This window comes from Streptomyces sp. NPDC059909 (assembly GCF_042730885.1).
GTDB lineage: Bacteria > Actinomycetota > Actinomycetes > Streptomycetales > Streptomycetaceae > Streptomyces.
Genome location: NZ_JBHWKX010000017.1, coordinates 90,605 through 113,725 on the forward strand (window position 1 = coordinate 90,605; position 23,121 = coordinate 113,725).

At 70.1% G+C, this 23,121-nt stretch carries 19 protein-coding genes; 14 read left to right on the forward strand and 5 right to left on the reverse strand.

Annotated features, from left to right (window positions below):
- Nucleotides 1–183: 183 nt before the first annotated feature.
- On the reverse strand, nucleotides 184–3,882 hold the full coding sequence (locus ACFV9O_RS14690; RefSeq protein ID WP_385417106.1) for a S8 family serine peptidase: 3,699 nt from the start codon (nucleotides 3,880–3,882) through the stop codon (nucleotides 184–186).
- Between the two features lie 392 nt (nucleotides 3,883–4,274).
- On the opposite strand from ACFV9O_RS14690, the gene ACFV9O_RS14695 reads away from it, so the two are divergent.
- Complete coding sequence (locus tag ACFV9O_RS14695) at nucleotides 4,275–5,048, forward strand: DUF899 domain-containing protein (protein ID WP_385417109.1); 774 nt, start codon at nucleotides 4,275–4,277, stop codon at nucleotides 5,046–5,048.
- A gap of 16 nt (nucleotides 5,049–5,064) precedes the next feature.
- Here the strand turns inward: ACFV9O_RS14695 and ACFV9O_RS14700 are convergent, their stop codons facing one another.
- Nucleotides 5,065–5,502, reverse strand: a complete 438-nt coding sequence (locus ACFV9O_RS14700) for an ATP-binding protein (protein ID WP_385417111.1) — start codon at nucleotides 5,500–5,502, stop codon at nucleotides 5,065–5,067.
- Between the two features lie 94 nt (nucleotides 5,503–5,596).
- On the opposite strand from ACFV9O_RS14700, the gene ACFV9O_RS14705 reads away from it, so the two are divergent.
- The 4 genes from ACFV9O_RS14705 (at nucleotide 5,597) to ACFV9O_RS14720 (ending at nucleotide 9,126) form a co-directional block, all read left to right on the forward strand.
- Nucleotides 5,597–6,391, forward strand: coding sequence for a helix-turn-helix domain-containing protein (locus tag ACFV9O_RS14705; RefSeq protein ID WP_385417114.1), 795 nt, complete (start codon nucleotides 5,597–5,599; stop codon nucleotides 6,389–6,391).
- Entirely contained in the window at nucleotides 6,388–6,591 is a 204-nt protein-coding gene (locus ACFV9O_RS14710; protein ID WP_385417117.1) for a DUF397 domain-containing protein, read from the forward strand. The genes ACFV9O_RS14705 and ACFV9O_RS14710 overlap by 4 nt, the downstream gene beginning before the upstream one ends.
- 208 nt (nucleotides 6,592–6,799) lie before the next feature.
- Entirely contained in the window at nucleotides 6,800–8,167 is a 1,368-nt protein-coding gene (locus tag ACFV9O_RS14715) for a cytochrome P450 (protein WP_385417119.1), read from the forward strand.
- Between the two features lie 134 nt (nucleotides 8,168–8,301).
- Nucleotides 8,302–9,126 (forward strand): hypothetical protein, encoded by an 825-nt coding sequence (locus ACFV9O_RS14720; RefSeq protein WP_385417122.1) that lies wholly within the window; start codon nucleotides 8,302–8,304, stop codon nucleotides 9,124–9,126.
- A 32-nt stretch (nucleotides 9,127–9,158) separates the two neighbouring features.
- On the opposite strand, the gene ACFV9O_RS14725 is transcribed toward ACFV9O_RS14720, so the two are convergent.
- Entirely contained in the window at nucleotides 9,159–9,791 is a 633-nt protein-coding gene (locus ACFV9O_RS14725; protein ID WP_385417125.1) for an alpha-ketoglutarate-dependent dioxygenase AlkB, read from the reverse strand.
- A gap of 85 nt (nucleotides 9,792–9,876) precedes the next feature.
- On the opposite strand from ACFV9O_RS14725, the gene ACFV9O_RS14730 reads away from it, so the two are divergent.
- The 3 genes from ACFV9O_RS14730 to ACFV9O_RS14740 all read left to right on the forward strand — a co-directional run bounded on the left by ACFV9O_RS14730 (nucleotide 9,877) and on the right by ACFV9O_RS14740 (nucleotide 12,501).
- On the forward strand, nucleotides 9,877–10,695 hold the full coding sequence (locus tag ACFV9O_RS14730) for an arylamine N-acetyltransferase (protein WP_385417126.1): 819 nt from the start codon (nucleotides 9,877–9,879) through the stop codon (nucleotides 10,693–10,695).
- Nucleotides 10,696–10,784: 89 nt separating this feature from the next.
- Nucleotides 10,785–11,996 (forward strand): pyridoxal phosphate-dependent aminotransferase, encoded by a 1,212-nt coding sequence (locus ACFV9O_RS14735; protein WP_385417129.1) that lies wholly within the window; start codon nucleotides 10,785–10,787, stop codon nucleotides 11,994–11,996.
- A gap of 118 nt (nucleotides 11,997–12,114) precedes the next feature.
- Complete coding sequence (locus ACFV9O_RS14740; protein WP_385417132.1) at nucleotides 12,115–12,501, forward strand: hypothetical protein; 387 nt, start codon at nucleotides 12,115–12,117, stop codon at nucleotides 12,499–12,501.
- Nucleotides 12,502–12,767: 266 nt separating this feature from the next.
- On the opposite strand, the gene ACFV9O_RS14745 is transcribed toward ACFV9O_RS14740, so the two are convergent.
- Entirely contained in the window at nucleotides 12,768–13,880 is a 1,113-nt protein-coding gene (locus ACFV9O_RS14745; protein WP_385417133.1) for a glycosyltransferase, read from the reverse strand.
- A gap of 272 nt (nucleotides 13,881–14,152) precedes the next feature.
- On the opposite strand from ACFV9O_RS14745, the gene ACFV9O_RS14750 reads away from it, so the two are divergent.
- The 5 genes from ACFV9O_RS14750 to ACFV9O_RS14770 all read left to right on the forward strand — a co-directional run bounded on the left by ACFV9O_RS14750 (nucleotide 14,153) and on the right by ACFV9O_RS14770 (nucleotide 19,801).
- Entirely contained in the window at nucleotides 14,153–15,121 is a 969-nt protein-coding gene (locus ACFV9O_RS14750) for a hypothetical protein (RefSeq protein ID WP_385417136.1), read from the forward strand.
- Nucleotides 15,122–15,286: 165 nt separating this feature from the next.
- On the forward strand, nucleotides 15,287–16,363 hold the full coding sequence (locus ACFV9O_RS14755; protein WP_385417138.1) for a hypothetical protein: 1,077 nt from the start codon (nucleotides 15,287–15,289) through the stop codon (nucleotides 16,361–16,363).
- Nucleotides 16,364–16,375: 12 nt separating this feature from the next.
- Nucleotides 16,376–17,551 (forward strand): toxic anion resistance protein, encoded by a 1,176-nt coding sequence (locus ACFV9O_RS14760; protein WP_385417140.1) that lies wholly within the window; start codon nucleotides 16,376–16,378, stop codon nucleotides 17,549–17,551.
- On the forward strand, nucleotides 17,548–19,140 hold the full coding sequence (locus ACFV9O_RS14765) for a substrate-binding domain-containing protein (protein ID WP_385417141.1): 1,593 nt from the start codon (nucleotides 17,548–17,550) through the stop codon (nucleotides 19,138–19,140). Before ACFV9O_RS14760 ends, ACFV9O_RS14765 begins: the two co-directional genes overlap by 4 nt.
- A 67-nt stretch (nucleotides 19,141–19,207) precedes the next feature.
- Nucleotides 19,208–19,801 (forward strand): hypothetical protein, encoded by a 594-nt coding sequence (locus ACFV9O_RS14770; RefSeq protein WP_385417172.1) that lies wholly within the window; start codon nucleotides 19,208–19,210, stop codon nucleotides 19,799–19,801.
- Between the two features lie 180 nt (nucleotides 19,802–19,981).
- Here the strand turns inward: ACFV9O_RS14770 and ACFV9O_RS14775 are convergent, their stop codons facing one another.
- Nucleotides 19,982–21,805: a phosphoenolpyruvate carboxykinase (GTP) gene (locus tag ACFV9O_RS14775; RefSeq protein WP_385417144.1), complete on the reverse strand. Its 1,824-nt coding sequence runs from the start codon at nucleotides 21,803–21,805 to the stop codon at nucleotides 19,982–19,984.
- A 194-nt stretch (nucleotides 21,806–21,999) separates the two neighbouring features.
- Between ACFV9O_RS14775 and ACFV9O_RS14780 the strand changes: the two genes are divergently transcribed.
- The gene (locus tag ACFV9O_RS14780) at nucleotides 22,000–22,680 is read left to right on the forward strand and encodes a hemolysin III family protein (RefSeq protein WP_385417146.1); all 681 of its coding nucleotides are present in this window, start codon (nucleotides 22,000–22,002) and stop codon (nucleotides 22,678–22,680) included.
- Nucleotides 22,681–23,121 lie beyond the last annotated feature (441 nt).

The window sequence follows — 23,121 nt, forward strand, 5'->3', positions numbered from 1 at the left end:
AGGGGCGCGGTTTGTTTTCGTTGGGTGGGTGAGTCCCTTTCTTGGTTTCCTGGGCGGAGAGTGTGGTTGGTTTGGTTTTGTGTTGTTCTTTTTCCCCCCCCCCCCCCCCCCACCTCTCTTTGTGCCGCCGGGCGGGGCCGACCGAGGTCGACCCCGCCCGGCGGGGTGCTGTGTCAGGTGACGTCAGCGCAGGCCGAAGGCCCGGGTGATCGTCTGCGAGACACTGTTGTCGGCGCTGTCCCGGGCGGTGACCCGGAGGGTGACGAAGCCGGCCGACTTCGGCGCGCGCAGGCTCGTGGCCCATCCGTCACCGTTGCGGCCCAGGTCGGCCCGCTGCCAGGTCGCCCCGTCGTCGTACGAGATCTCGACGGAGAGCTTCCCGATGGCGGCGGTCGTGCCGGGCAGATGCGACGCGGTCACCGTCAGCGCGGCGCGCCGGTCCGCCCGGCCCGCCTTGTCGGTGTCCACGCCGTAGTCGAGCTGGATCAGCGGCAGGGACTCCACCGACTCGACCCCGGTGGCCGCGGAGGTGAAGTTCCACTCGGTCAGCGTGTGCGTCGAGTACGGGTGGGCCCAGGCGCCCCGGTCGTTGTCGACCACCAGCCGGTAGGGCAGCCGCTCCGCGGCAAGCCCCGGAACCGGCAGGAACTCGGCGTTGCCCCAGTCGAGTTGGCGGTCGCCCTGGTAGAGCGACATCCAGTTCTTGACGTCGTAGTTGCCGCGGGTCCCACCGACATGGCCGGCGCCGGAGTCGCCCCAGCCGGGGGCGGGGATGTACACAGTGTCGAGGTAGCGCACCGGTTGGGAGCTGACCGGGCCCATTCGGGGTCGCTGGATCGGTCCGAACCAGTTGACCTTGCTGGTCTCACCGGCCGGGTAGCGCAGCTTTGCCATCGACTCCTGCCCCGTCTCCGTGGGGATGATGGCGCTTTCGTACCAAGCGGCGTCGGAGGTGACCCAGTCGGTCCGCTCTCCCTGGGCGGGAGCGGTGACCTGGTTTCCGGCGGTCCAGCCCTGCCACACGTCGTAGCGGAACTCGTTCGCCTTGCCGGGCCGGTGGTTGCGGAACGAGACGTCCACCCGGCCCAGGTCGCGCGGCTCCACCCGCCAGGTCGGGTCCGTCGGGACGGCGCCGGTCCAGTGGTGCACGACGTCGTAGAGATAGTCGGTGGTGGAATGCGAGGTGACCTTCAGGTCGACGGATCCGCGCTGGAGCGCGTCGATCAGATCGTCGCCCTGGTCGGCGTTCAGTGTCGCGACCGTCAGCGGAGCCGGGTTCTCCGGGCTCCACGGGTTCTCGTCCCAGGGCCGCAGCCGGCCGACGCCGTCGTGGGCGACCAGGAGCATCTGCGCGCCCGCCGCCGCGGCGGCATCCGCCTGCTCCTTGATCGTGACGGAGTCGCTGCGCCGCACCACCACGGCCTTGCCGCGCACGCTCTTGCGGGCAAGCGTCTCGGCCGCACCCTCGTCGGCGAAGACCGCCGTCAGGGTCCGCGTGCCGGCCGGCAGCGGCTTGGCCGCACGCTTGACCAGCGGGTCGTCGAAGGTCTCCGACTTCGTGCCCACGGTCAGCGCCGGCTGCTCGAGGCGGAAGCGGGCGCCGAACTCGAACTTGCCGTCGGTGACCTTCTCACCGGTCGGCAGCGCCCAGATGCTGTCGTAGGTCTCGTTGGGCATCGTGGAGGACTCGACCAGGCTGTCGGTGAACGACCGGTGGATGTCCAGTCGCGGAGCGACCGCGGTGGTCTGCCTCGGCGCGTGGGCGAGGATCTGACGGGCCTTCCGGCCGTCCAGGGTGACGGTACGGTCCTGGTCCAGCTTGACGTCGTTGAAGGCGAACGTCGCCATGCCCAGCGAGTGCGGCCCGTTGGCCCCCCGCACATCGGCGGTGAGCCATCCGCTGTAGCTGCCGACCGGCAGCCGTGCGGTGCCGGTGCCGGACTCGTCGAGATCCACCACCGTGAACAGGCGGTGAGCGGTGAGGACGACCCTGCCGGAGAGCGGCTTGCCCGCCCGGTCCTTCGCGACGATGGTCAGGTTCTGCCGCTGCCCCTCCTTCGCGGCGCCGATCAAGGTCCTTGCCTGGACCTTCCCCGTGCCGTCCGTACCAGTGATCATGCCGCTGATGTGCTGGTCCGGGGCGACCCGGTCCAGGTCCGCGGTCAGGTCCACCGAGGTGGTGCCGTGCGCGGGAACGGTGACCTTGTCCTCGGAGAGGGTGAACAGCCCCGCCGGGGCGGCGGCGCCGATCGCCAGGTCGAGGCTGACGGGGGCGTCTCCGGTGTTGGTGTACGTCACCTTCCGGACGTCGGTGTCCCCCGGCGTGTACGGCCAGGTGCGGAAGCCGGAGAAGGCGCTGACGGTGGCGAAGACCGAGGTGTTCACCGCCGCCAGGGCGTCGAGCCGGCCCGCACCCGCCTGGTACGGGGTGTACGACGGGGTGGCCTTGGCACTGCTGACCAGTGCCTCCTTCAACTGCTCACCCGTCCAGTCGGGGTGGGCTGCGGCCAGCAGCGCTGCGGCGCCGGCGACGTGCGGCGTCGCCATCGACGTACCGCTCATCGTGGTGTAGTAGCCCGAGCCTCGCCGGTGGTGGGAGCGGGCCGCGAGGATGTCGACGCCGGGTGCGGTGATCTCGGGCTTCAGCCCGAAGTCACCGCCACGCGGGCCCGTGCTGGAGAAGTCGGCGAGCTGGTCCGCGGAGTCGACGGCACCGACGGTCAGCGCGGAGTCCGCGGCACCGGGGCTGCCGATGGACTGCGGGCCTCCGTTGCCCGCCGCGATGACGAACAGCGCACCGGTCTCCGCGCTCAGCCGGTCGACGGCCTGGCTCATCGGGTCGGTGGCGTCGCCGCCGCCGCCGAGGCTCATGCTGACGATCTTGGCCTGCTGGTCCCGGGCGGCCCATTCCATGCCCGCGATGATCCAGGACTCCTGGCCGCCGCCGTTCTGGTCGAGCACCTTGCCGATCTCCAGCCGGGCGCCGGGCGCGACACCGCGCTCCTTGCCTTCGGAGGCGCTGCCGGTGCCGGCGACCGTCGAGGCGACGTGGGTGCCGTGACCGTGGTAGTCGGAGATCTCCGGCTCGTACGGGATGAAGCTGGCGCTGTCGTCGACCTGCCCGGCCAGGTCGGGGTGTTCGGCGTCCACACCGGTGTCGAGGACCGCGACCTTCACGTCCTTGCCGGTGTTGCCGCCCGCCCAGACCTCCGGCGCGCCGACCTGCGCGGTCGAGTCGGACAGGTCGGCCTTGACCTTGCCGTCCAGCCACACCTTGGCGATGCCGTTGGCGAAGGCGGACTTCGCCGACCGGGCCGATGCCGAGCCAGCACCGCCGGTGAGCGCGGACCAGAACGCCGGGGCCTGTTCGCGGTTCTGCGCGAGGGCCGCGCCCTGCATGCTGCCCAGCCGGCGGACGACCGTCGAGCCGGCCATCTTGGGCTGGGTCCGGGACTTGGCCGCGGCGTCGGTGTAGCTCACGATGAGCGGCAGCCGTTCGGCGTGCGCGTCGTCGTAGCCGTCGGCGATCAGCTGCGTCACGTTGAACAGCCGCGTGTCCAGCTTTCCGGCGCTGAGGTACGGCAGGACGGAGTCGGGGTAGACGTACGTCGCGCCGTCGATGACGGCGCGGTGGAAGCCTGTGGTGGTTCCGTTCGCGCCTTCGAAGGACCGGATCACGGTGCCGTCGGCGGCGGTGCCGACCGTGACCTTGTCACCCGTGATCAGGGTGACCGTGTGTGTGCTGCCTGCGGGTGACCGGTGTGCGGCGCCGGCAGACGGCACGGACCCGGCCTGACTCGCCGGGGTGGCGGCGACGGCCGGTATGACGCCCACGGTCAGGGCGACGGCCGCGGCAAGCGCGATCCGCCCTGATCTGGGCATGGCAGAGCCAGGCAAGGAAACCCCCAAGGGGAAGCGAACGAAGAGAGACGGTCTGGATGATCCGGGTCAACTTCACGCCCACACAATGGGCGTGAGTTGGCGCAGGGGTGACATGTCACCCCTGCGCCACCGCCGGGACGGACCCCGGGGAGGCAAAACGCTCGCCGCAGGCTGAGGAAATTGAATCCTCGAAGCAGCCCGGCGACCGAGAGCCGGACCGGACGGTCGGTCGTTCCACTCTCTTTCGGACCCGAAGTTCTGGCGAAACAAGACTTTCGCCATGAATTGTGATGTTCACGGTAAAATGGCCACCTACGCAGGGGGCTTCTGTGGTGTGCCCAGCTCACCCCCTGGCCTGGCGCATGAGCTTGATCCGGAAGGTGGTTATCGCGATGAAGACACCCCCGATCGTTTCGCGACAGGAATGGGACGCCGCTCTCGAGCAGCTGCTCGTGAAGGAGAAGGAGCTGACCCGCGCCCGCGATGCGCTGGCCGCGCAGCGTCGGCGGATGCCGTGGCTGGCCGTGGAGAAGGAGTACGCGTTCGAGGGGCCCGCGGGCAAGGCGAGTCTGCTCGACCTGTTCGAGGGTCGTCGTCAGCTGATCGTCTACCGCGCCTTCTTCGAACCCGGCGTGTTCGGCTGGCCCGACCATGCTTGCCGCGGCTGCTCCATGGTGGCCGACCACGTCGGCCACCTCGCCCATCTGAACGCCCGGGACACCACCCTCGCCTTCGTCTCACGCGCGCCACAGCCGGAGATCGAGCGCGTGAAGGAGCGGATGGGCTGGACGGCCATTCCCTGGTACACGATCACCGACGACTTCGACGCCGACTTCGGTGTGAACGAGTGGCACGGCACGAACGCGTTCATCCGCGACGGCGACAGCGTGTTCCGTACTTACTTCATCAACGCCCGCGGTGACGAGGCGCTGGGGAACACCTGGAGCTACCTCGACATGACCGCGCTCGGGCGGCAGGAGCAATGGGAGGACTCTCCCGAGGGCTACCCCAAAACCCCGCCGTACGAGTGGTGGAACTGGCACGACGAGTACGGCGACGCCGAGCCGGCGCAGGAGTGGATGGCCCAGACTCGCCGGGGCCTCGAGGCCCTCAACCCTGACAAGGACGACCAGGACGGTCCCGACCCGCGGCCCACTCCTCGATGAAGGCATGCGAGGCGGATCACAGCACCGAAGAGGAGCCACCGGCCCCGAATCCCCATCGGGGCGTCACCGATACCTCGAACCACACGGTCTTGCCGATCCCGCACGCCCGGGGGTGCGCACCCCACGCGTCGGCGAGCGCCGCCACGAGCGCGAGGCCGCGGCCCGATTCCTCGTCGGGTGCGGCCTCGCGCAGCCACGGGAGCACATCGCTCGCGTCCGACACCTCGACGCGGAGGGTTTCGTCCCGCAGCTCGCATCGCGTCCAGACCTCGCGGCCCGGCGAGACCCGGGCGTGGTGGCAGGCGTTGGTGACCAGCTCGCTGAGGAGCAGCACGGCCGTCTCGGTCGTGGCTTCCGGGAGCTTCCACTCCGTCGCCTGCTCGGCCAGGAACGCGCGGGCGCGGCCCGCGCTGCGGGGGTGGCGGGGCAGCCGCCACTCAATGTGCTCGTTCATGGCTCATACGCTGCTGGCGTGGGCATAGCCTCGTGGAGTAACTGCGTGGGTACGAACCGTGGTTGTACCCAGTACGTCCCGGGGAGGCGGGCCCGTGAGCGAGGCGTGGCGCTACTGCGGCAACCAGATCAAGCTCTGGCGGACGGAGGCCGGGGTCACCCGGGAGCAGCTCGGCAAGGAAGCGAACTACGAGTACGAGTCCGTGAAGTCCATGGAGCAGGGGCGCCGCAGACCGACCGCCCGGCTGCTCCAGATCGCGGACCAGATGTGCGGGGCCCAGGGGAAGTTGGTGGCGGCTCAGGAGTTCCTGAAGCCGGAGCCATTTCCGGCGCGGTCGCAGGAGTACATGGCGATCGAGGCAGAAGCGATCGCGCTGCACTGGTACGAGCCGCTGCTGATTCCGGGATTGCTGCAGACCGAGGAGTACGCGCGAGCCCTGATCAGTGATAGCTGTCCACCACTGGACGACGAGACCGTGGAGGAGCGCGTACGGGCACGGATGCAGCGCCAGGAGGCGCTCACCCGGAAGACCAGCACCGTCCACAGCTTCGTATTACACGAGGCGTCGCTACGGACAATGGTCGGAGGGCAGGAGGCCATGAAACGCCAGCTGGAACACCTGCTGGAAGTAAGCCAGTTGCGGAACGTATCGATCCAGGTGCTACCGATGGGACGGTGCAGCGGCGTCGCGCTGAACGGTCCCCTCATCCTCCTGGAGACCCCGGAGCACGAGCGCTTCGCCTGGGCAGAGGGACAGGAAACCAGCGCGCTGTACGCCGAACCCGGCAAAGTCAGTGGACTGACTCAGGCGCATGACATGATCCGCAGGCACGCCCTCTGCGTCGAGGACTCAGCCGAGTTCATCAGAAAGGTGGCCGAAGAGCTATGAGCGACCAACTCACATGGTTCAAGTCCAGCTACAGCGACAGCCAGGGCAGCGCCTGCGTCGAGGTCGCCACCTGCCCCCGCACCGTCCACGTCCGCGACTCCAAGCTCGGCGCCACCAGCCCGCGCTTCGCCGTCGCCGCCCCCGCCTGGACCGCCTTCGTCGCCGAGATCCGGGATTCGGGAGCCGAGCGCCTTATGTAAGGAATGGGTGGTGGGTCCGCCCCACCCACCCTCGGCGCGGTCAGGCAGGTCGAGGCACCCTGCCCGCTCTGAACATCGAGGATGTTTTCACCGTCGCCTCCCGCTGCCCCCGCTCCTGGCGGATCTGATCGACAAGCCGCGCGAGCGGCGACCGCCGGGCAGAATCGGCAGCGACCGATCTCCATCCGTCGCCGACTCAGGGGGAGTCATGACAGCCACCGACACGGAGATTCCTGGCCCTGCGGGCCTGCCGCTGCTCGGTTCGATGTTCGATCTCAAGCGGGATTCGCTCGGTACGTATCTGAATGCGCGGCGCGCGTACGGGGATGTCGTCCGCTTCACCGCGGGCCCGCCGGGGCTGCGCGCGGAGCTGTACGCGGTGTTCTCCGCGGCGGGCGCGCAGCAGGTGCTGGCGACCGAGTCGGCCAACTTCCGCAAGGACAACGCCTTCTACCAGGAGGTCCGGGAGTCCTTCGGCAACGGACTGCTGACCAGCCAGGACGAGGACTACCTCCGGCAGCGGCGGCTCGTGCAGCCGCTCTTCACCCGCCGCCGGGTCGACGGGTACGCCAAGGCCGTCACGGACGAGACCACCGCCCTGCTCGCCGACTGGCGCAGCGCGCCCGGCGCCACGGTCGACGTCGTCGACGAGATGACCCGGCTGACGCTGCGCGCGGTGGCCCGCATCCTGTTCGGCACGGACGTGGAGGCCGCCGTCCCCGTGGTGGAGCGCTGCTTCCCGGTGATCGGGAACTACACACTGCGCCGCGGGTACTCGCCGGCCAATCCGCCCCGCCACTGGCCGACCCCCGCCAACCGCAGGGCCGCCGCCGCGACCGAGGAGATGTACGCGGTGTGCGACCGGATCATCGAGCGGCGGCGCGCCGAGGGCGACGCGGCGCGCGGCGACGACCTGCTGACGCTGCTCGCGCAGGCCGGGAGCGAGGAGGACGGCAGCCTGGACGCGTCCGAGATCCGGGACCAGGTGCTGATCTTCCTGCTCGCCGGGCACGAGACGACGGCGACGTCGCTCGCGTTCGCCCTGCACCTCCTCTCCCGCCACCCCGAGCACCAGGAACGGGCGCGGGCGGAAGCCGTGGACGTCCTGGCCGGGCGGGTGCCGGAGGCGTACGACCTCGACGCGCTCCCCTACCTGACGCGCGTGCTGAAGGAGGCCATGCGGCTGTACCCGGCGGGCCCGGTCATCGGCCGGCGGGCCGTCACCGCGGCCGAGATCGACGGCCGTACGATCCCGGCCGGCGCCGATGTGATCGTGGCGCCCTGGGTGACGCACCGGCACCCGCGCTACTGGGACGCTCCGGAACGCTTCGACCCGGACCGCTTCACCCCCGACCGGGAGAAGGAGCGCCCCCGGTACGCCTGGTTCCCCTTCGGCGGTGGGCCGCGGGCCTGCATCGGCCAGCACTTCTCCATGCTGGAGTCCGTGCTTGCGCTTTCGATGATCCTGCGGGAGTACGAACTGCGCGCGGTGGACGTGGACGTCCCCGTCGACACGGGCATCACCCTCCGCGCCGCGGGCCCTGCGCGCTGCAGGCTGCGGCCGCTGTCCGGGTGACCGGGGTGTCCGGCGCAGGAACGGTACGCCGTGAACGCCGGGGCCTGTCGGCTCCGGTGAGGGCCGGGACGGACACGTCGACACCGACCCGTAGCAGCGACGGCCAGGACTATCACCGTCAGTACGCTGACCGCATGGGTCGCCTGGAGGAACTCGCCGAGGGCGCCGGACCGTTCACCACACGGCTGACCTGGCGCCTCGCCGAGGGCGGCGTCGCGGTGTGGGAGTCGCGCGCCGTACGCAAACGCGGCGTGCTCACCGTCCGGCCCGACGAGCGGACGGAGGCCGTCAGCCGGCCGGCGGACGCGATCGCCCTCCACCGGCTGCGCAGGCTCAACACCGCGGCCGCCGTGGCCTTCACCATCGGCGGGGCGCTCTTCGGGCTCGGCGCCGCGCTGGCACTCGGGTCCGGCAGTCCGATGACGAGTGCCTCGGTGTATTTCGTCGGAGGGCTGTTCTTCAACACCGGCGGCTACGCCTCGCTGCTGCAGGCCATCAACGCTCCACGGCCCGGAAGCACCTCGGACAGGCTGGAGACGGGCCGCTGGCGCTGGTGGAGCTACGAGCCGATGCGGATCGACTGGCTCAGCACCTTCCTGTTGTTCGCCGGCACGCTCGTGTTCGGCATCAACCTGCTGAACTCGTTCCTGCACGGGCTCTCGGCCCAGCAGGCCAACCGACTGATCTGGGCTCCGGACATGATCGGCTGTCTGCTCTTCCTGATCTCCGGGCAGCTGGCCCTGGTCGAGGTCTGCCACGGCCGGCCGCGCGTCCTCGGATGGTGGATCGTGGCCGTCAACCAGTTCGGATCCGTCCTCTTCATGGTGTCGGCGATCGCCGACTTCACCGTGCCCGGCACCGGAAGCCTGGTGAACGCGGGCGTCGCGAACTGGGGGACCCTCACCGGTGCGCTGTGCTTCAGCCTCGGCGGGATTCTCCAGGCCTTCGAGCGGCCGTAGGGCCTGTCGTCGGCGACCCCGGCCGGACGCTCCTAGTTCACGCCGTCCGGCCGGAACTGGATGCTGATCCGCGCCCCCACCGCCCGCGCGGTCTTCGGCACGGCGTGCTCCCACGTCCGCTGGCAGGAGCCGCCCATCACGACGAGGTCGCCGTGCCCGAGGGCCTTGCGGACGGGAGCCCGGCCGCCGCGCCGCGGCCGTAGCACCAGGTCGCGCGGGGAGCCCACGGAGAGGATCGCCACCATCGTGTCCTCGCGCGAACCGCGCCCGATGGTGTCGCCGTGCCAGGCGACGCTGTCGTGGCCGTCCCGGTAGTAGCAGAGCCCCGCCGTCGTGAAGGGCTCGCCGAGCTCGGTGGCGTAGTGGGCGGTGAGGGCGTCCCGGGCCTCGGCGATGACGGGGTGCGGGAGGGGGTCGCCCTCGCGGTAGTACGCGAGCAGCCGGGGCACGTCGACCTCGCGCTCGTACATCTGCCGCCGCTCCGCGCGCCAGGGGACGGTCTCGGCGAGCGTCTCGAACAGGGCGTCGGCCCCGGTGAGCCAGCCGGGCAGTACGTCGAGCCAGGCGCCGTCGCCGAGCACGGTACGGCGGACGTCCGCCATCGGACCGAGGCGGATCTCGTCGGTCTGGTCGAAGAGCGAACCCTGCAGATGCACCGCTGCCATGTCTCCAGAGTACCCACGAAACCGAACACGTGAGCTATTCACTCACCGTGCCGTTCCGCACAAGCCTTATCCGTACCGTGGTCGTATGACTCTCGATCTCGACGCCTATCTCGCCCGCATCGGCTGGACCGGGGAGCGCCGCCCCACGGCGGAGGTGCTGCGGTCCGTGCACCGTGCCCACATGCTGGGCATTCCGTTCGAGAACCTCGATCCGGTCCTCGGCCGCGCGCCCTCGCTCGCGCTGCCGGACCTGGAGGCCAAGCTCGTCCGCGGCGAGCGCGGCGGCTACTGCTACGAGCACAACACCCTGCTCGCCGCGGCACTCACCGCCCTCGGTTTCCGCGTCACCCTGCTCACCGCGCGCGTCCTGGTCGGGGCGAAGCCCGGGGACGTCCGCCCCCGTACGCACATGCTGATGCTGGCCGACGTGCCGGGCGAGCCGGTGCCGTACGTGAGCGACGTCGGCTTCGGCAGCATCGGCGCCCTGCTGGAGCCGTTGCCGCTGGTCGCGGACGCGGAGCTGCACGACGCGCCGCGCCGCCACCGGCTGGTCCACGCGCCTCACGACGGGCCGCTGGAGCTGTGGAAGCTCCAGACCTACGCGGCAGAGAACGGCGGGTGGGAGGACCAGTACGCCTTCACGGTCGAGCCCTTCGAGGCCCCCGACTACGAGGTCATCAACTGGCACATCGCGACCAACCCGCGCTCCCCCTTCGCCCACGGCGTCTACGCCCAGCGCACCACCGCCGACGCCCACCTGTCCCTGACGGGGCGCCGCCTGACCGAGACGGCGCCCGACGGCACCCGCAAGGAGCGGGAGCTGGCGGACACGGACGAGGTGCTGCGTGTACTGGCGGACGACTTCGGCGTGCGGCTCCCGGAGGGAACGCGGCTGCCCGAGTGACGGACCGGCACCCGCACCCCGACCGTGCGGTACGCCGACGTGGCCCAAAACACGAAGCGCCTCGCCCCGGGCCCCCGTAAGCTCACGTCATGCAGGTGATCCAGTCGACCAAGCTCGCCAACGTCTGTTACGAGATCCGGGGACCGGTGCTCGAGGAGGCGATGCGCCTGGAGGCCGCAGGTCACCGCATCCTCAAGCTGAACACCGGGAACCCCGCCGCCTTCGGTTTCGAGTGCCCGCCGGCGATCCTCGAGGACATCCTACGGAACGTCGGGGACGCGCACGGGTACGGGGACGCGAAGGGCCTGCTCAGCGCCCGGCGCGCGATCATGAGCCACTACGAGACCAAGGGCATCCCGCTCTCGGTCGAGGACATCTACCTCGGCAACGGCGTCTCCGAGCTGATCCAGATGTCGATGCAGGCGCTGCTCGACGACGGCGACGAGGTGCTCGTACCGGCCCCGGACTATCCGCTGTGGACCGCGTCGGTGGCGCTGGCGGGCGGCACGGCCGTGCACTACCGCTGCGACGAGCAGGCCGACTGGATGCCGGACCTCGCGGACATCGAGCGGAGGATCACCGATCGCACGAAGGCGATCGTGATCATCAACCCGAACAATCCGACGGGTGCGGTGTACGACGACGAGATGCTGCGCGGCCTGACGGAGATCGCGCGCCGCCACCAGCTGGTCGTCTGCTCCGACGAGATCTACGACAAGATCCTCTACGACGGTGCCACGCACACCCCGACCGCCGCGATGGCCCCCGACCTGCTGGTGCTGACCTTCAACGGGATGTCCAAGAACTACCGGGTCGCGGGCTACCGCAGCGGCTGGCTCGCGGTCTGCGGCCCGAAGGCGCACGCGGCCTCGTACATCGAGGGCCTCACGATCCTGGCGAACATGCGCCTGTGCGCGAACATGCCGGCCCAGCACGCGGTCGCCGCGGCCCTTCAGGGGCGGCAGTCGATCGAGGATCTGGTGCTGCCCGGCGGGCGGCTGCTGGAGCAGCGGGACGTGGCGTACGACCTGCTGACGCAGATCCCCGGCGTGACGTGCGTGAAGCCGAAGGGGGCGCTGTATCTGTTCCCGCGCCTCGACCCGAAGGTCTTCACCATCAAGGACGACCGGCAGATGGTGCTCGACCTGCTGCGGGCCGAGAAGATCATGGTCGTGCACGGGACCGGCTTCAACTGGCACGAGCCGGATCACTTCCGGATCGTCACGCTGCCGAACACGAAGGACCTGGCGGACGCGGTGACGCGGATCGGGAACTTCCTGGACGGGTACAGCCAGCCGTAGCCGCCCCTCGCCGGCCCGTCTCCCGCCCCGGCTTCCTACTCTTTCCGAAGCTCGGCATAACTTTAGACAGAATCTAAGCTAGGATGGTCTCCTGACGGTACGAGGGAGGCCATCCACCATGTACGAACCGATCCGCTCGAAGTCCGCCCACTCGATGGCCGACGCCTCCGACTTCCCCCACCGCAGCCGTGAGGAGGAGCTGGACATCCAGCTCGCCGGCCATCTCGCCGCCCTCCTCGCCGTCACCGACGAGCTCGGGCTGGCTGCCGAGGCGGACCGCATCGCGGAGCAGGTGGCCAGGCTCCGCGGCGCCCCGCCCGCGCGGCACGCGGGGCTGAGCGGCGCCGACCCCGGCGCCCTGCACCACCGCGCCCTCGCCCTCGCCGGGCGCGCGCTCGTCGTCGCCGCCTCGCGCGCCGACACCGCGGCCGCGATCCTCGCCGCCGAGCGGATGGATGCCCACACCGCCGCCCTGCGTGACACGCAGCTCGTCGGCGCCCCCTGACGGCCCCGGTCCGCGGGCCGCGGAGGCGCGCGGACCGGGTGCCAATCACGCAGGCCCGTACCGGGGTCAGTAATCCGGTCGCCTGACGGCGACACCCTGCGTGCGTGAAAATCGGTGTGTGGTCGTCCGGCGGACGTCGTGTCGCCGCACCGGCCGGGCCAGGCAGACCTGACGCCTGGTCAGCCAGCTCGGCTACCAAGTGACCCTCCAAACAGAAGGAGCTGCCTGACCAGCGGCTACGGAAAACAGGACGGGGGATTTTCGAATCAGGCGTTCACGAGTGCCTTCGCGCCCAGCTTCGTCTGGGCGAATTCAAGGTTCTTGATCACGCGGTCGCGCTGGTCGTCGGGCACCTTGCCGCCTTCGAGGAGACGTTCGCAGCAGTCCCTTGACTCCTCGTACTCGCCCACCCAGTAGGCGGACACCGCGAGTTCGTCGAGTGCGCGCCACTCGTACCAGCCGAATTCGACGAAGAGGATGTCGCTCGGAAACGGGATCCGCGCCGCCTGCTTCGCGAACATGTACGCGAGCGGCCAGCGCTTGCCGTTGAGACGGCAGTGACGGGCCAGGCTGCCGAGCGCCTCGGCGCGTGACGGGCGGGCCTCGTGCGCACGGAGGTAGCGGTCGATCACCTCGGCCTCCGGCCGGTCGAGACTCGCGGCGTGCCGTGCGGCGTAGAGGTGGGCGCAGAAGGCTTCCTCGCCCCAGCCGCCCATGGCCGCCCTGCGGTCGTAGACGGCGAGTGCCTTCTCCGGCTCTCCGGCATCGCGCCAGCTCTGGGCGAGGTAGAAGACGTAGCGGGCGTTGTCGGGTTCCTTGATCAGGCCCTGCTCGAGGATTTCGGCATCGCGCAGGTACTTCTTGCGCTGACCTTGCCTCATGCGCGCCCCGTTGCCCACGGTGAGAATGTTGGCGCCCTTGAACGTCCCCCGGCTGTACCGCCTTCCGCATTCGATGTACTCGTGCAGGACGCCGACGTAACGCCAGGGCAGGCGGGTGGAGACCAGCGCGGGGCGCCAGTGGATGATGGACCCGTGGTGCAGCGCGACGCTGTAGGCGTCGTGCGTCAGCTCCGGCATACGAAAGCCGGGCTCCACCTCCATCAGGTCGTCGGCGTCGATGAACAGCAGGTAGTCCGCGCGGTCGCGGGCGAGCTCGATCGCCTCGGTGCGGCTTCCGTCGAATCCCTTCCACGGCCGCTCGTAGAGCTCACCCGGCAGATCGCTGTAGACGTCGCGGATGACGTCCTGGGTGCCGTCGGTGGAACCCGTGTCCACGATGACCCAGGTGTCGATCAGCGGACGCACCGATTCGAGACAGCGCCGGATCGTCGGAGCCTCGTCCTTGACGATCATGTTCAGGCAGACCGTTGATTTCACAGGCCCCATCCAACTCTCCGACGGAAATGAACGATGTGCGACGGTTCCGAGAGGCTCCGCGCGCGTCTGTGCGGGCGAATCTAGGCAGCGGCCCGGCCGTGACCTGCCGCGGCGCGCCGCCTTTCGTCTCTTTGGACCCCTTCCGCTGGGCCAATGTGTTGATCGTCCCGTGTGTCTCTCATGCTCGCTCCGCGGGCGGGCGAATTATGCCTCGGGGAGGTAATCACGTCCTCCCGAGGCAATCACCCCACTCGGTTCCCAAGGAGCAATACATGAGTCCTGAGAACAGGACCCCTTCCGTTCTGGGCCCGCTTCCCCAGCGGGGGAGGTGGATCGCCGGCGGCGCGATGGCGTCGGTCGCCCTCGTCGTGCTCGGCTTCACCACCAGCGCGGCCGCGGTCGGCCAGAGCGTCAAGGCACCGGCGAAGCTGAGCCCGGCACAGTCGCCGACAGGCGACGACGAGTGCGACGAGGACAGGTACGCTCTGGCCCTTCCCAGCTTCATGGGGGCCATGGGCGACGACTACGACGACGAAGACTACGACAAGTGCAAGAAGAAGGTCGGCCCGACGGGTGCCACCGGCAACACCGGCGACACGGGCCCGAAGGGCGACACCGGCGACACCGGACCGAAGGGTGACACCGGCGACACCGGCGCGACCGGCGACACCGGCGGCACCGGCGGCACCGGCCCGAAGGGCGACACCGGCGACACCGGCGCGACCGGCGACACCGGCGACACCGGCGACACCGGAGCGTGTGTCGACATCGACAGCTACGCCCCCAACAACGCCGAGGAGTTCAGCGCGGTGCTCACCGCCACAGGGGACTACTTCGTCGGCCAACGGCTCCACGAGGGCGCCTATGACCTGGACGGCGACGGGGTCCCGGACGGCCTCGATGACGCGGACGGCGACGGCATCGAGTACGAGGCGACCGGACCGTACGTCTGGCAGAACATCAGCGACGGAGACCCGAACCCCGGCTTCCCCGCGAATCCGTGTGCCGTGTCCATCACCTCCCAGGGCAACTCGGCCTTCGCCAAGGTACTCACCCTCGACGGCGAGGTGTGGGAGACGCACGGTGACGTCGAGGGGCTGGGCTTCGTCTGGGACGAGCCATGGGTCGAGCTCACCGAACCGGCGCTCGTGAGCAACTTCATGAGCGAAAAGGCTCGCACCGGCGCTCCGAACAAGAGCAAGGCGGCCCTCTCCGGAGCCCCGACAAACACCAAGAAGTGATGATCCGATCGGCCTCTGACGGTCGATCAGGCTCCTGACGAATAAGCGTGTGCCGCACGTGTACTCCGGCGGACGAACCGTGGCGTTTCTTACTGGGATGAGCCGTTCACCTCCAGGACACCCCGCCCCGCCTGGAATGTTCGATTCCGCGAGCACGCTGCACTCGTGAGACGCATCGTGGGAATCGTCCTGGCGGTGCTGCTGATCGGCGGCGTGGCAGTAGCCGTCGTGGCAGGCCGGGAAAGTCAGGACACGGGCACGGCAACGAAGACCGTGCGCGGAGTGATCGGGTCGGAGAAGGCGGAGTTCTTCGCCGATCCCGAGGTGGTGAAGGCCCTGGCTGCCAAGGGCTTCACCGTGAAGACGGAGACGTCCGGCTCCTGGGACATGGAGCAGCTGCCCCTGACCGGATACGACTTCGCCTTCCCCGCTTCCAAGGCGCCGGCCGACGAGCTGCGCAGGAAGTCGAAGATCCAGGGCGCGCCGCTGCGGCCCTTCTACTCGCCGCTCGTCGTGGTCGCCCACCGCAAGGCCGCCGAGATCCTCGCCGGCAACGGGCTCGCCACGCTGAGCGGCAAGGCCAGCGGAACCCTGCACATGGGCCCGTATCTCGACGCGGCGAAGGCCGATCGGACCTGGCAGCAGCTCAAGGGGTCGGCCGGGCATGCCGAGTTGAGCGGCACGCTGTTCATCAGCAGTACGGACCCGCTCGCCTCCAGCTCGGGGGCGCTGTATCTGGCCGCGGCCTCGTACGTCGCCGACGGCGGGAAGGTCGCGGCGGACGACGCCGCCGTCGCGCGGACCGCGCCGCTGCTGAAGAAGCTGATCTCGGTGCAGGGCGCACAGCAGACCAGCTCCGACGCGCCGTTCCGGGACTTCATCAGCGGGGTCGGCAATCCGCTGGTGCTCGTGTACGAGTCGCAGGTCGCCTCGCTGCTGCTGCAGAAGCAGGACGTCGGGGACCTGGTGGTGCTGTACCCGGACACCACCGTCTCCAGCGACCACACGCTCGTACCGCTCACGGAGAGCGGGCGGGAGCTGGGCGAGCTGCTCGCGACGGACAAGCGGCTGCGGGAGCTCTCGGTACGTCATGGATTCCGGCCGCAGGGGGCGGCCGCCGAGTTCACCGCCGCCACCGCGGCGCACACCGACTATCTCAACCAGAAGCTGACCGGGGTCCGCCAGGCGCCCGTGCCCACCTCCCCGGTGCTGCACGCGATGGCGCAGCGGGCCCGGTCGTAGGGGGGCTCACGGATGACCTCGAACAACAGCAAGGACGCGTTGGTCCTCACTCCGCCGGAGCCGGTCGCTCCGGTACGTGCCGAGCAGGCCTCCGGCCTCGTGCCGCTGGACGATTCCGTACGGGAGGAGATGACACGGCGGGCCGATGAGTACGTCGGCTCGCTGGCCGGGCTGGACACCCGCTCCCCCGAGTTCGCCGACCGGATCGGCGAGATCGCGGGGCTCGGAGCGGGCGAGATCCGCACCGCCGCGCAGCAGTCCAACCGGATGCTCGACCGTACGGTCCGCTCGCTCGCGGGCGGGGGCGAGGACGCCCAGTCGCGGGTCGCCTCGTCGCTCGTCGAACTGCGGCGCACGGTGGAGGACCTGGACCCGCGGGACACTCCGGGCAAGGGCGCGCGGAAGTTCCTGTCCAGGTTGCCGGGCGGGAACAGGTTCCGCGACCACGTCGCCAAGTACGCCTCGTCGCAGGCGACGCTGAACAGGATCGTGGGCGCCCTGCGCGGCGGCCAGGACGAGCTGCGCCGCGACAACGCCGCCCTGCACACCGAGCGGGCCCGGCTCTGGGAGACGATGGGCAAGCTCCAGGAGTACGCCGTCCTCACCGACGCCCTCGACGCGGCCGTCGAGCAGCGGATCGCCGCCACCGCCGACCCGGACCGGGCGGACGCCCTGCGCGCGGACGTGCTCTTCCCGGTCCGGCAGAAGCACCAGGACCTGCTCACGCAGCTCGCGGTGTGCGCCCAGGGCTACCTGGCGATGGACGTCGTCCGCCGCAACAACGAGGAGCTCGTCAAGGGCGTCGACCGCGCCGCGACCACCACGGTCTCGGCGCTGCGCATCGCGGTGATGCTCTCGTCCGCGCTGGAGAACCAGCGCAAGGTGACCGAGCAGGTCAACACGCTCCGCGCGACGACCGAGGACCTGATCCGGGGCAACGCGGAGATGCTCGCCACCCAGAGCGGCGAGATCCAGCGGATCGCCGCCGACCCGGCGGTCGGCGCGGAGACCCTCCGGACGGCGTTCCAGCAGATCTACCGGACGCTGGACGCGATCGACACGTACAAGGTCCAGGCGACGGAGTCGATGGCGGCGACGGTCGAATCCCTGACGGCGGAACTCCAGGCGGCGAGCACGCACCTGGAGCGCACCCGGCGGACGGGCGCGCTGGAAGGCGGTCTCGGATGAGCCGGACGGTCCGCATGAGCCGGGCGAGGCGTACAAGGACGCGTACCGGTGTGTGGGCGGCCGTCGCGGCCCTGGCCGTGACCTTCACGGCCGGATGCACCGAGGACGGCGGCGCGCCGGCCGAGGGGCCCGACACCACCTACCGGCCCGGCACGCTGCGAGTCCTCGCGAGCAGCGAGCTCTCCGACATGAAGCCCGTCCTGGACGCGGCCGCGCAGGCGACCGGGGTCACCGTGCGGCCCACCTGGGCCGGGACGCTCGATGCCGTCGAGCAGGTCGCGTCGGGGAAGGCGGACGGGAAGTACGACGCCATCTGGCTGTCGTCCAACGACTATCTGCGGCTGCGGCCCGAGAGCGCCGGGCGGATCAGCAGCGAGACGCCCGTCATGACCTCGCCGGTCGCGATCGGGGTGAAGCCCGAGAAGGTCCGACAGCTGGGGTGGCGGCCGGAGGCCGTCACCTGGTCGCAGCTGCACAAGGCCGTCGCCGACGGAAAGCTGACGTACGGAATGACCGACCCCGAGCGGTCCAACTCCGGCTTCTCGGCACTGATCTCGGTGGCTTCCGGCCTCTCGGGCGCGCAGTCCGCGCTCACCGAGGCCGATGTGGCCAAGGCGACCCCGCAGCTGAAGGAGTTCTTCGCCGGGCAGAAGCTGACCTCCGGCTCCTCCGGCTGGCTCGCCTCCGCGTACAAGCGGCGGGGGACGGTGGACGCGCTCGTCAACTACGAGTCCGTGCTCATGTCCACGGGGCTGACCGTGATCCGTCCCAAGGACGGTGTGGTGACGGCCGACTACCCGTTCACGCTGCTGACCTCGGCGCCGCAGGAGGCGCGCGAGTCCGGCAGGGCACTCACCGAGTATCTGCGTGGGCCCGAGGCTCAGAAGGCGATCACGGAGAAGACGTTCCGGCGCCCGGTCGTCACGTCCGTACGACCGGCGGCCGGCCTGGCCACGGACCAGCGGCGTGAACTGCCCTTCCCCGGCAGCCGGTCCGTCGCGGACGGGCTCCTGGACGCGTACGAGAACAAGCTGCGCAGGCCGTCGCGCACGGTGTACGTCCTCGACACCTCCGGGTCGATGGAGGGCGACCGGCTGGCGGGGCTGAAGGCGGCGCTGGTGGAACTGACCGGGGAGTTCCGGGACCGGGAAGAGGTGACACTGATGCCGTTCGGCTCCCAGGTGAAGCGGCAGCTCACGCACACGCTGGACCCGGCCGACCCGGACGCGGGGCGGGAGGCGATCCGCAGGGACGCGGAGCAGCTCTCGGCGGAGGGAAACACGGCGATCTTCAGCAGCCTCCGGGACGCGTACGCCTACCTGGGCCGGGGGCCGTCCGGGGACACGTTCACCTCGGTGGTCCTGATGACGGACGGTGAGAACACGTCCGGGGCCTCGGCCGAGGACTTCGAGGCGTACTACAAGGGGCTGCCGGCCGAGCAGCGGCACACACCCGTCTTTCCGATCTTCTTCGGCGACTCCGACCGCGGCGAGCTGAACCGGATCGCCGAGCTCACCGGCGGGCGGCTCTTCGACGCGGAGAAGGGATCGCTGGACGGCGCCTTCGAGGAGATCCGTGGCTACCAGTAGGCCCCGCGGCTCTCGGGGCTCCCGCGATTCCAGTGATTCCCGTGGCTCCCGTGGCCCGGGCAGCCGGGTGCTCGGCTATCTCGAGTCCAGGAAGAACCTGGCCGGCAGCGCCTGCGGGCTGGTCGGGCTCGGCCTGACCTTCGCGGGCGCGGCGGGTGCGTACTGGCCTGTCGTCATCGCCGGGCTGTACGGGGCGGGCGCGCTGATCGCGCCGCCGGAGCGGCCGAAGGCGCCCGGCTTCCCGGAGCCGGCCGAGCAACTCGACGAGCTGCGCGGCGATTTCGGCCGGCTGCAGGGCTATCTCGCGGAGGTGGACCTGCCGCCCGCCGCGGCCGGCCGGCTCACCGAGCTGGACGCGCTGCTCGCCGCGCTGCTGGAGCCCGGGTGGGTCGCCGACGCGCTCGCCGCCGATCCGGAAGCGGTGCACGCGCTGTCCCGGGCGATCCGGCAGGACCTTCCCGAGTCGGTCGACACGTACACCCGCACGCGGTGGTGGACCCGGCTCAACCCGGGCGCCGAGCCGCCGGAGCGGCACCTTGAGCGACAGCTCGGCCTGCTGCACACGGAGGCCGAGGCCATCGCGTCCGCCCTGCGCGAGCAGGAGGCGCGCCGCCAGCAGACGCACACCCGCTACCTGGAGGACCGGGGTCGCAGCCAGTGACACGGGGGCACCTGGGGGCTCCGCCCGGACCCCCCGGGTGTGACCGGTACCGCCCCCGGTCGGCCCGCGTGTCCGCCCTCGAACGCCGGACGGGCTCTCATCGCGCCCGGGAAAAGGCCGGGGCCCGCCCCCGTACGCCGTTGTACGGGGAGCGGGCCCGGCCCGGTCGGATCGCGCGGGTCAGCCGAGGCGGGACACCAGCGCGCGGTACTCGTCCCACAGCTCCTTCGGGGTGTGGTCACCGAAGGTGTTGAGGTGCTCGGGGATCAGCGCGGCCTCCTCGCGCCAGACGTCCGCGTCGACCTTGAGCAGGAAGTCGAGGTCGTCCTCGGCCAGTTCGAGGCCGTCCGTGTCGAGCGCGTCGCGCGTCGGCAGGATGCCGATGGGGGTCTCGACGCCCTCGGCCTTGCCCTCCAGGCGCTCCACGATCCACTTCAGGACGCGGCTGTTCTCGCCGAAGCCCGGCCAGACGAACTTGCCCGCGTCGTTCTTGCGGAACCAGTTCACGTAGTAGATCTTCGGCAGCTTGGACGCGTCGGCGTTCTTGCCGACCTTGATCCAGTGGGCCATGTAGTCGCCCATGTTGTAGCCGCAGAACGGCAGCATCGCGAACGGGTCGCGGCGCAGCTCGCCGACCTTGCCCTCGGCGGCGGCGGTCTTCTCGGAGGCGACGTTCGCGCCGAGGAAGACGCCGTGCTGCCAGTTGAAGGACTCGGTCACCAGCGGGACGGCGGAGGCGCGGCGGCCGCCGAAGAGGATCGCCGAGATCGGCACGCCCTTCGGGTCCTCCCACTCCGGCGCGGCGATCGGGCACTGGGCGGCCGGGACGGTGAAACGGGCGTTCGGGTGGGCCGCCGGGGTGCCGGACTCCGGGGTCCAGTCGTTGCCCTTCCAGTCGATGAGGTGGGCCGGGGTCTCCTCCGTCATGCCCTCCCACCACACGTCGTTGTCGTCGGTCAGCGCGACGTTCGTGAAGACCGCGTTGCCCCACAGGGTCTTCATGGCGTTGGCGTTGGTGTGCTCACCGGTGCCGGGCGCGACGCCGAAGAAGCCGGCCTCGGGGTTGATCGCGTACAGGCGGCCGTCCTCGCCGAAGCGCATCCAGGCGATGTCGTCACCGATGGTCTCGACCGTCCAGCCGGAGATCGTGGGCTCCAGCATGGCGAGGTTGGTCTTGCCACAGGCGGACGGGAAGGCGGCGGCGACGTACTTGGCCTCGCCCTGCGGCGGGGTCAGCTTGAGGATGAGCATGTGCTCGGCGAGCCAGCCCTCGTCGCGGGCCATGACGGAGGCGATGCGCAGGGCGTAGCACTTCTTGCCGAGGAGCGCGTTGCCGCCGTAGCCGGAGCCGTACGACCAGATCTCGCGGGTCTCCGGGAAGTGCGAGATGTACTTCGTGCTGTTGCACGGCCACGGCACGTCCTCCTGGCCGGGCTCCAGCGGGGCGCCCAGCGTGTGGACGGCCTTCACGAAGAAGCCGTCGGTGCCGAGCTCGTCGAGGACGGGCTGTCCCATGCGGGTCATGGTCCGCATGGAGACCGCGACGTAGGCGGAGTCGGTGATCTCGACGCCGATCGCGGAGAGGTCCGAGCCCAGCGGGCCCATGCAGAACGGGACGACGTACATCGTCCGGCCGCGCATCGAGCCGCGGAAGATGCCCTTCTCACCGGCGAAGATGGCCTTCATCTCGGCCGGGGCCTTCCAGTGGTTCGTCGGGCCCGCGTCCTCTTCCTTCTCGGAGCAGATGAAGGTGCGGTCCTCGACCCGGGCGACATCGGTCGGGTCGGAGGCGGCGTAGTACGAGTTGGGGCGCTTGATCGGGTCCAGCTTCTTGAACGTGCCCTTGGCAACGAGCTCCTCGCACAGGCGCTCGTACTCGGCCTCGGAACCGTCGCACCAGACAACCCTGTCCGGCTGCGTGAGAGCTGCGATCTCGTCGACCCAGGTGATGAGTTCCTGGTGGTTGGTCGGGACGGTGCTGGGAGCCGCGATGTCGCGCGCCACGATTGCTCCTAAGTGAGGGGTTGGAAGGTTGTTGCCCCGTGGGGGCTGCGACCCGGATGCTTCGTAGCCGCTCATCCGGTGCCGACCGCACTCATCTGATCATCCGTGCAGTGCGCCCATATGTCCAGAGGACCTCTCACGTGAGCATTGCCACTCGGCCTCAGAACTTACGGGCCCGTAGGTAGCATGCCGCCATGACAGCTGGTTCGCCCGATGTGACCGAAACAGAAGATCCACCGCCGGTGAAGCCGAGGCTGCGGGGGTGGCTGCACGCAGGGATGTTTCCCGCCGTACTCGTCGCGGGAATCGTCCTTACGGCCCTCGCGGACTCGACCCGCGGCCGGATCGCGTGCGGGATCTACATACTGACCGCGTGCCTTCTCTTCGGTGTGAGCGCGCTCTACCACCGGGGCACCTGGGGCCCGCGCGCCACGGCCGTGCTGCGCAGACTCGACCACGCGAACATCTTCCTGATCATCGCGGGCACCTACACCCCACTGACGCTGCTCCTGCTCCCCGACTCCACCGGACGAGTGCTGCTGTGGGCGGTCTGGGCGGCCGCGGCGGCGGGGATCGCCTTCCGGGTCTTCTGGGTCGGCGCCCCGCGCTGGCTCTACACGCCCTGCTACATAGCGATGGGCTGGGCCGCCGTCTTCTTCCTGCCCGACTTCATGCGCCAGGGCGGGATCGCGGTGCTCGTGCTCGTGATCGTCGGCGGACTGCTCTACAGCGCGGGCGGAGTGATCTACGGGATCAAGCGCCCGAACCCGTCACCGCACTGGTTCGGCTTCCACGAGGTCTTCCACTCCTTCACGCTCGCGGCGTTCGTCGTGCACTACGTCGGCATCTCCCTGGTGGCCTACCAGCACACCTGAGCCCGCGCCGCGACCCCGCGCATCATCTGAATATTGACGCCAGCATCCTTTTGAGAGTTGCTGTCACTTGACAATGACTCTCAAGAGGGGCGTTCACCGCGTTGTGGCTGTCGGTATCCGGGCTCGGCTTCGGCTTCGCGCTGGTGCCCGCGATGACGGCCGCCATCGACACCCTGCGCTGCTCGGCTCGCTGCCGGCGAGTGTGTACGCGGGCGGGCTGCCGTCGGGCGCGCCGGAGGCGGCGGGCGACTCGGTGGTGGCCGCGCACCTCCTCGGCGACGCGGGGGCTCGCGGCGGCGGCGGATGCGGCGTACGTGCACGGGATGGGGGTCGTGCTGTGCTGGTCTGCGGGGCTGCCGCGCTGGTCACCGCGCTGCTCGCGGCCGCGCTGCTGCTGGGGCGCGCGCCCGCGCCCCAGGAGGCGGCCCCGTCCGCCGCGGC

What these genes read in the sequence shown, in the direction of transcription:
- ACFV9O_RS14735 (WP_385417129.1), top strand. Translation starts at nt 10,785, where the DNA reads ATGCAGGTGATCCAGTCGACCAAGCTCGCCAACGTCTGTTACGAGATC.
- ACFV9O_RS14720 (WP_385417122.1), top strand. Translation starts at nt 8,302, where the DNA reads ATGGGTCGCCTGGAGGAACTCGCCGAGGGCGCCGGACCGTTCACCACA.
- ACFV9O_RS14700 (WP_385417111.1), bottom strand. Translation starts at nt 5,502, where the DNA reads ATGAACGAGCACATTGAGTGGCGGCTGCCCCGCCACCCCCGCAGCGCG.
- ACFV9O_RS14750 (WP_385417136.1), top strand. Translation starts at nt 14,153, where the DNA reads ATGAGTCCTGAGAACAGGACCCCTTCCGTTCTGGGCCCGCTTCCCCAG.
- ACFV9O_RS14780 (WP_385417146.1), top strand. Translation starts at nt 22,000, where the DNA reads ATGACAGCTGGTTCGCCCGATGTGACCGAAACAGAAGATCCACCGCCG.
- ACFV9O_RS14765 (WP_385417141.1), top strand. Translation starts at nt 17,548, where the DNA reads ATGAGCCGGACGGTCCGCATGAGCCGGGCGAGGCGTACAAGGACGCGT.
- ACFV9O_RS14695 (WP_385417109.1), top strand. Translation starts at nt 4,275, where the DNA reads ATGAAGACACCCCCGATCGTTTCGCGACAGGAATGGGACGCCGCTCTC.
- ACFV9O_RS14690 (WP_385417106.1), bottom strand. Translation starts at nt 3,882, where the DNA reads ATGCCCAGATCAGGGCGGATCGCGCTTGCCGCGGCCGTCGCCCTGACC.
- ACFV9O_RS14710 (WP_385417117.1), top strand. Translation starts at nt 6,388, where the DNA reads ATGAGCGACCAACTCACATGGTTCAAGTCCAGCTACAGCGACAGCCAG.
- ACFV9O_RS14740 (WP_385417132.1), top strand. Translation starts at nt 12,115, where the DNA reads ATGTACGAACCGATCCGCTCGAAGTCCGCCCACTCGATGGCCGACGCC.
- ACFV9O_RS14760 (WP_385417140.1), top strand. Translation starts at nt 16,376, where the DNA reads ATGACCTCGAACAACAGCAAGGACGCGTTGGTCCTCACTCCGCCGGAG.
- ACFV9O_RS14730 (WP_385417126.1), top strand. Translation starts at nt 9,877, where the DNA reads ATGACTCTCGATCTCGACGCCTATCTCGCCCGCATCGGCTGGACCGGG.
- ACFV9O_RS14715 (WP_385417119.1), top strand. Translation starts at nt 6,800, where the DNA reads ATGACAGCCACCGACACGGAGATTCCTGGCCCTGCGGGCCTGCCGCTG.
- ACFV9O_RS14725 (WP_385417125.1), bottom strand. Translation starts at nt 9,791, where the DNA reads ATGGCAGCGGTGCATCTGCAGGGTTCGCTCTTCGACCAGACCGACGAG.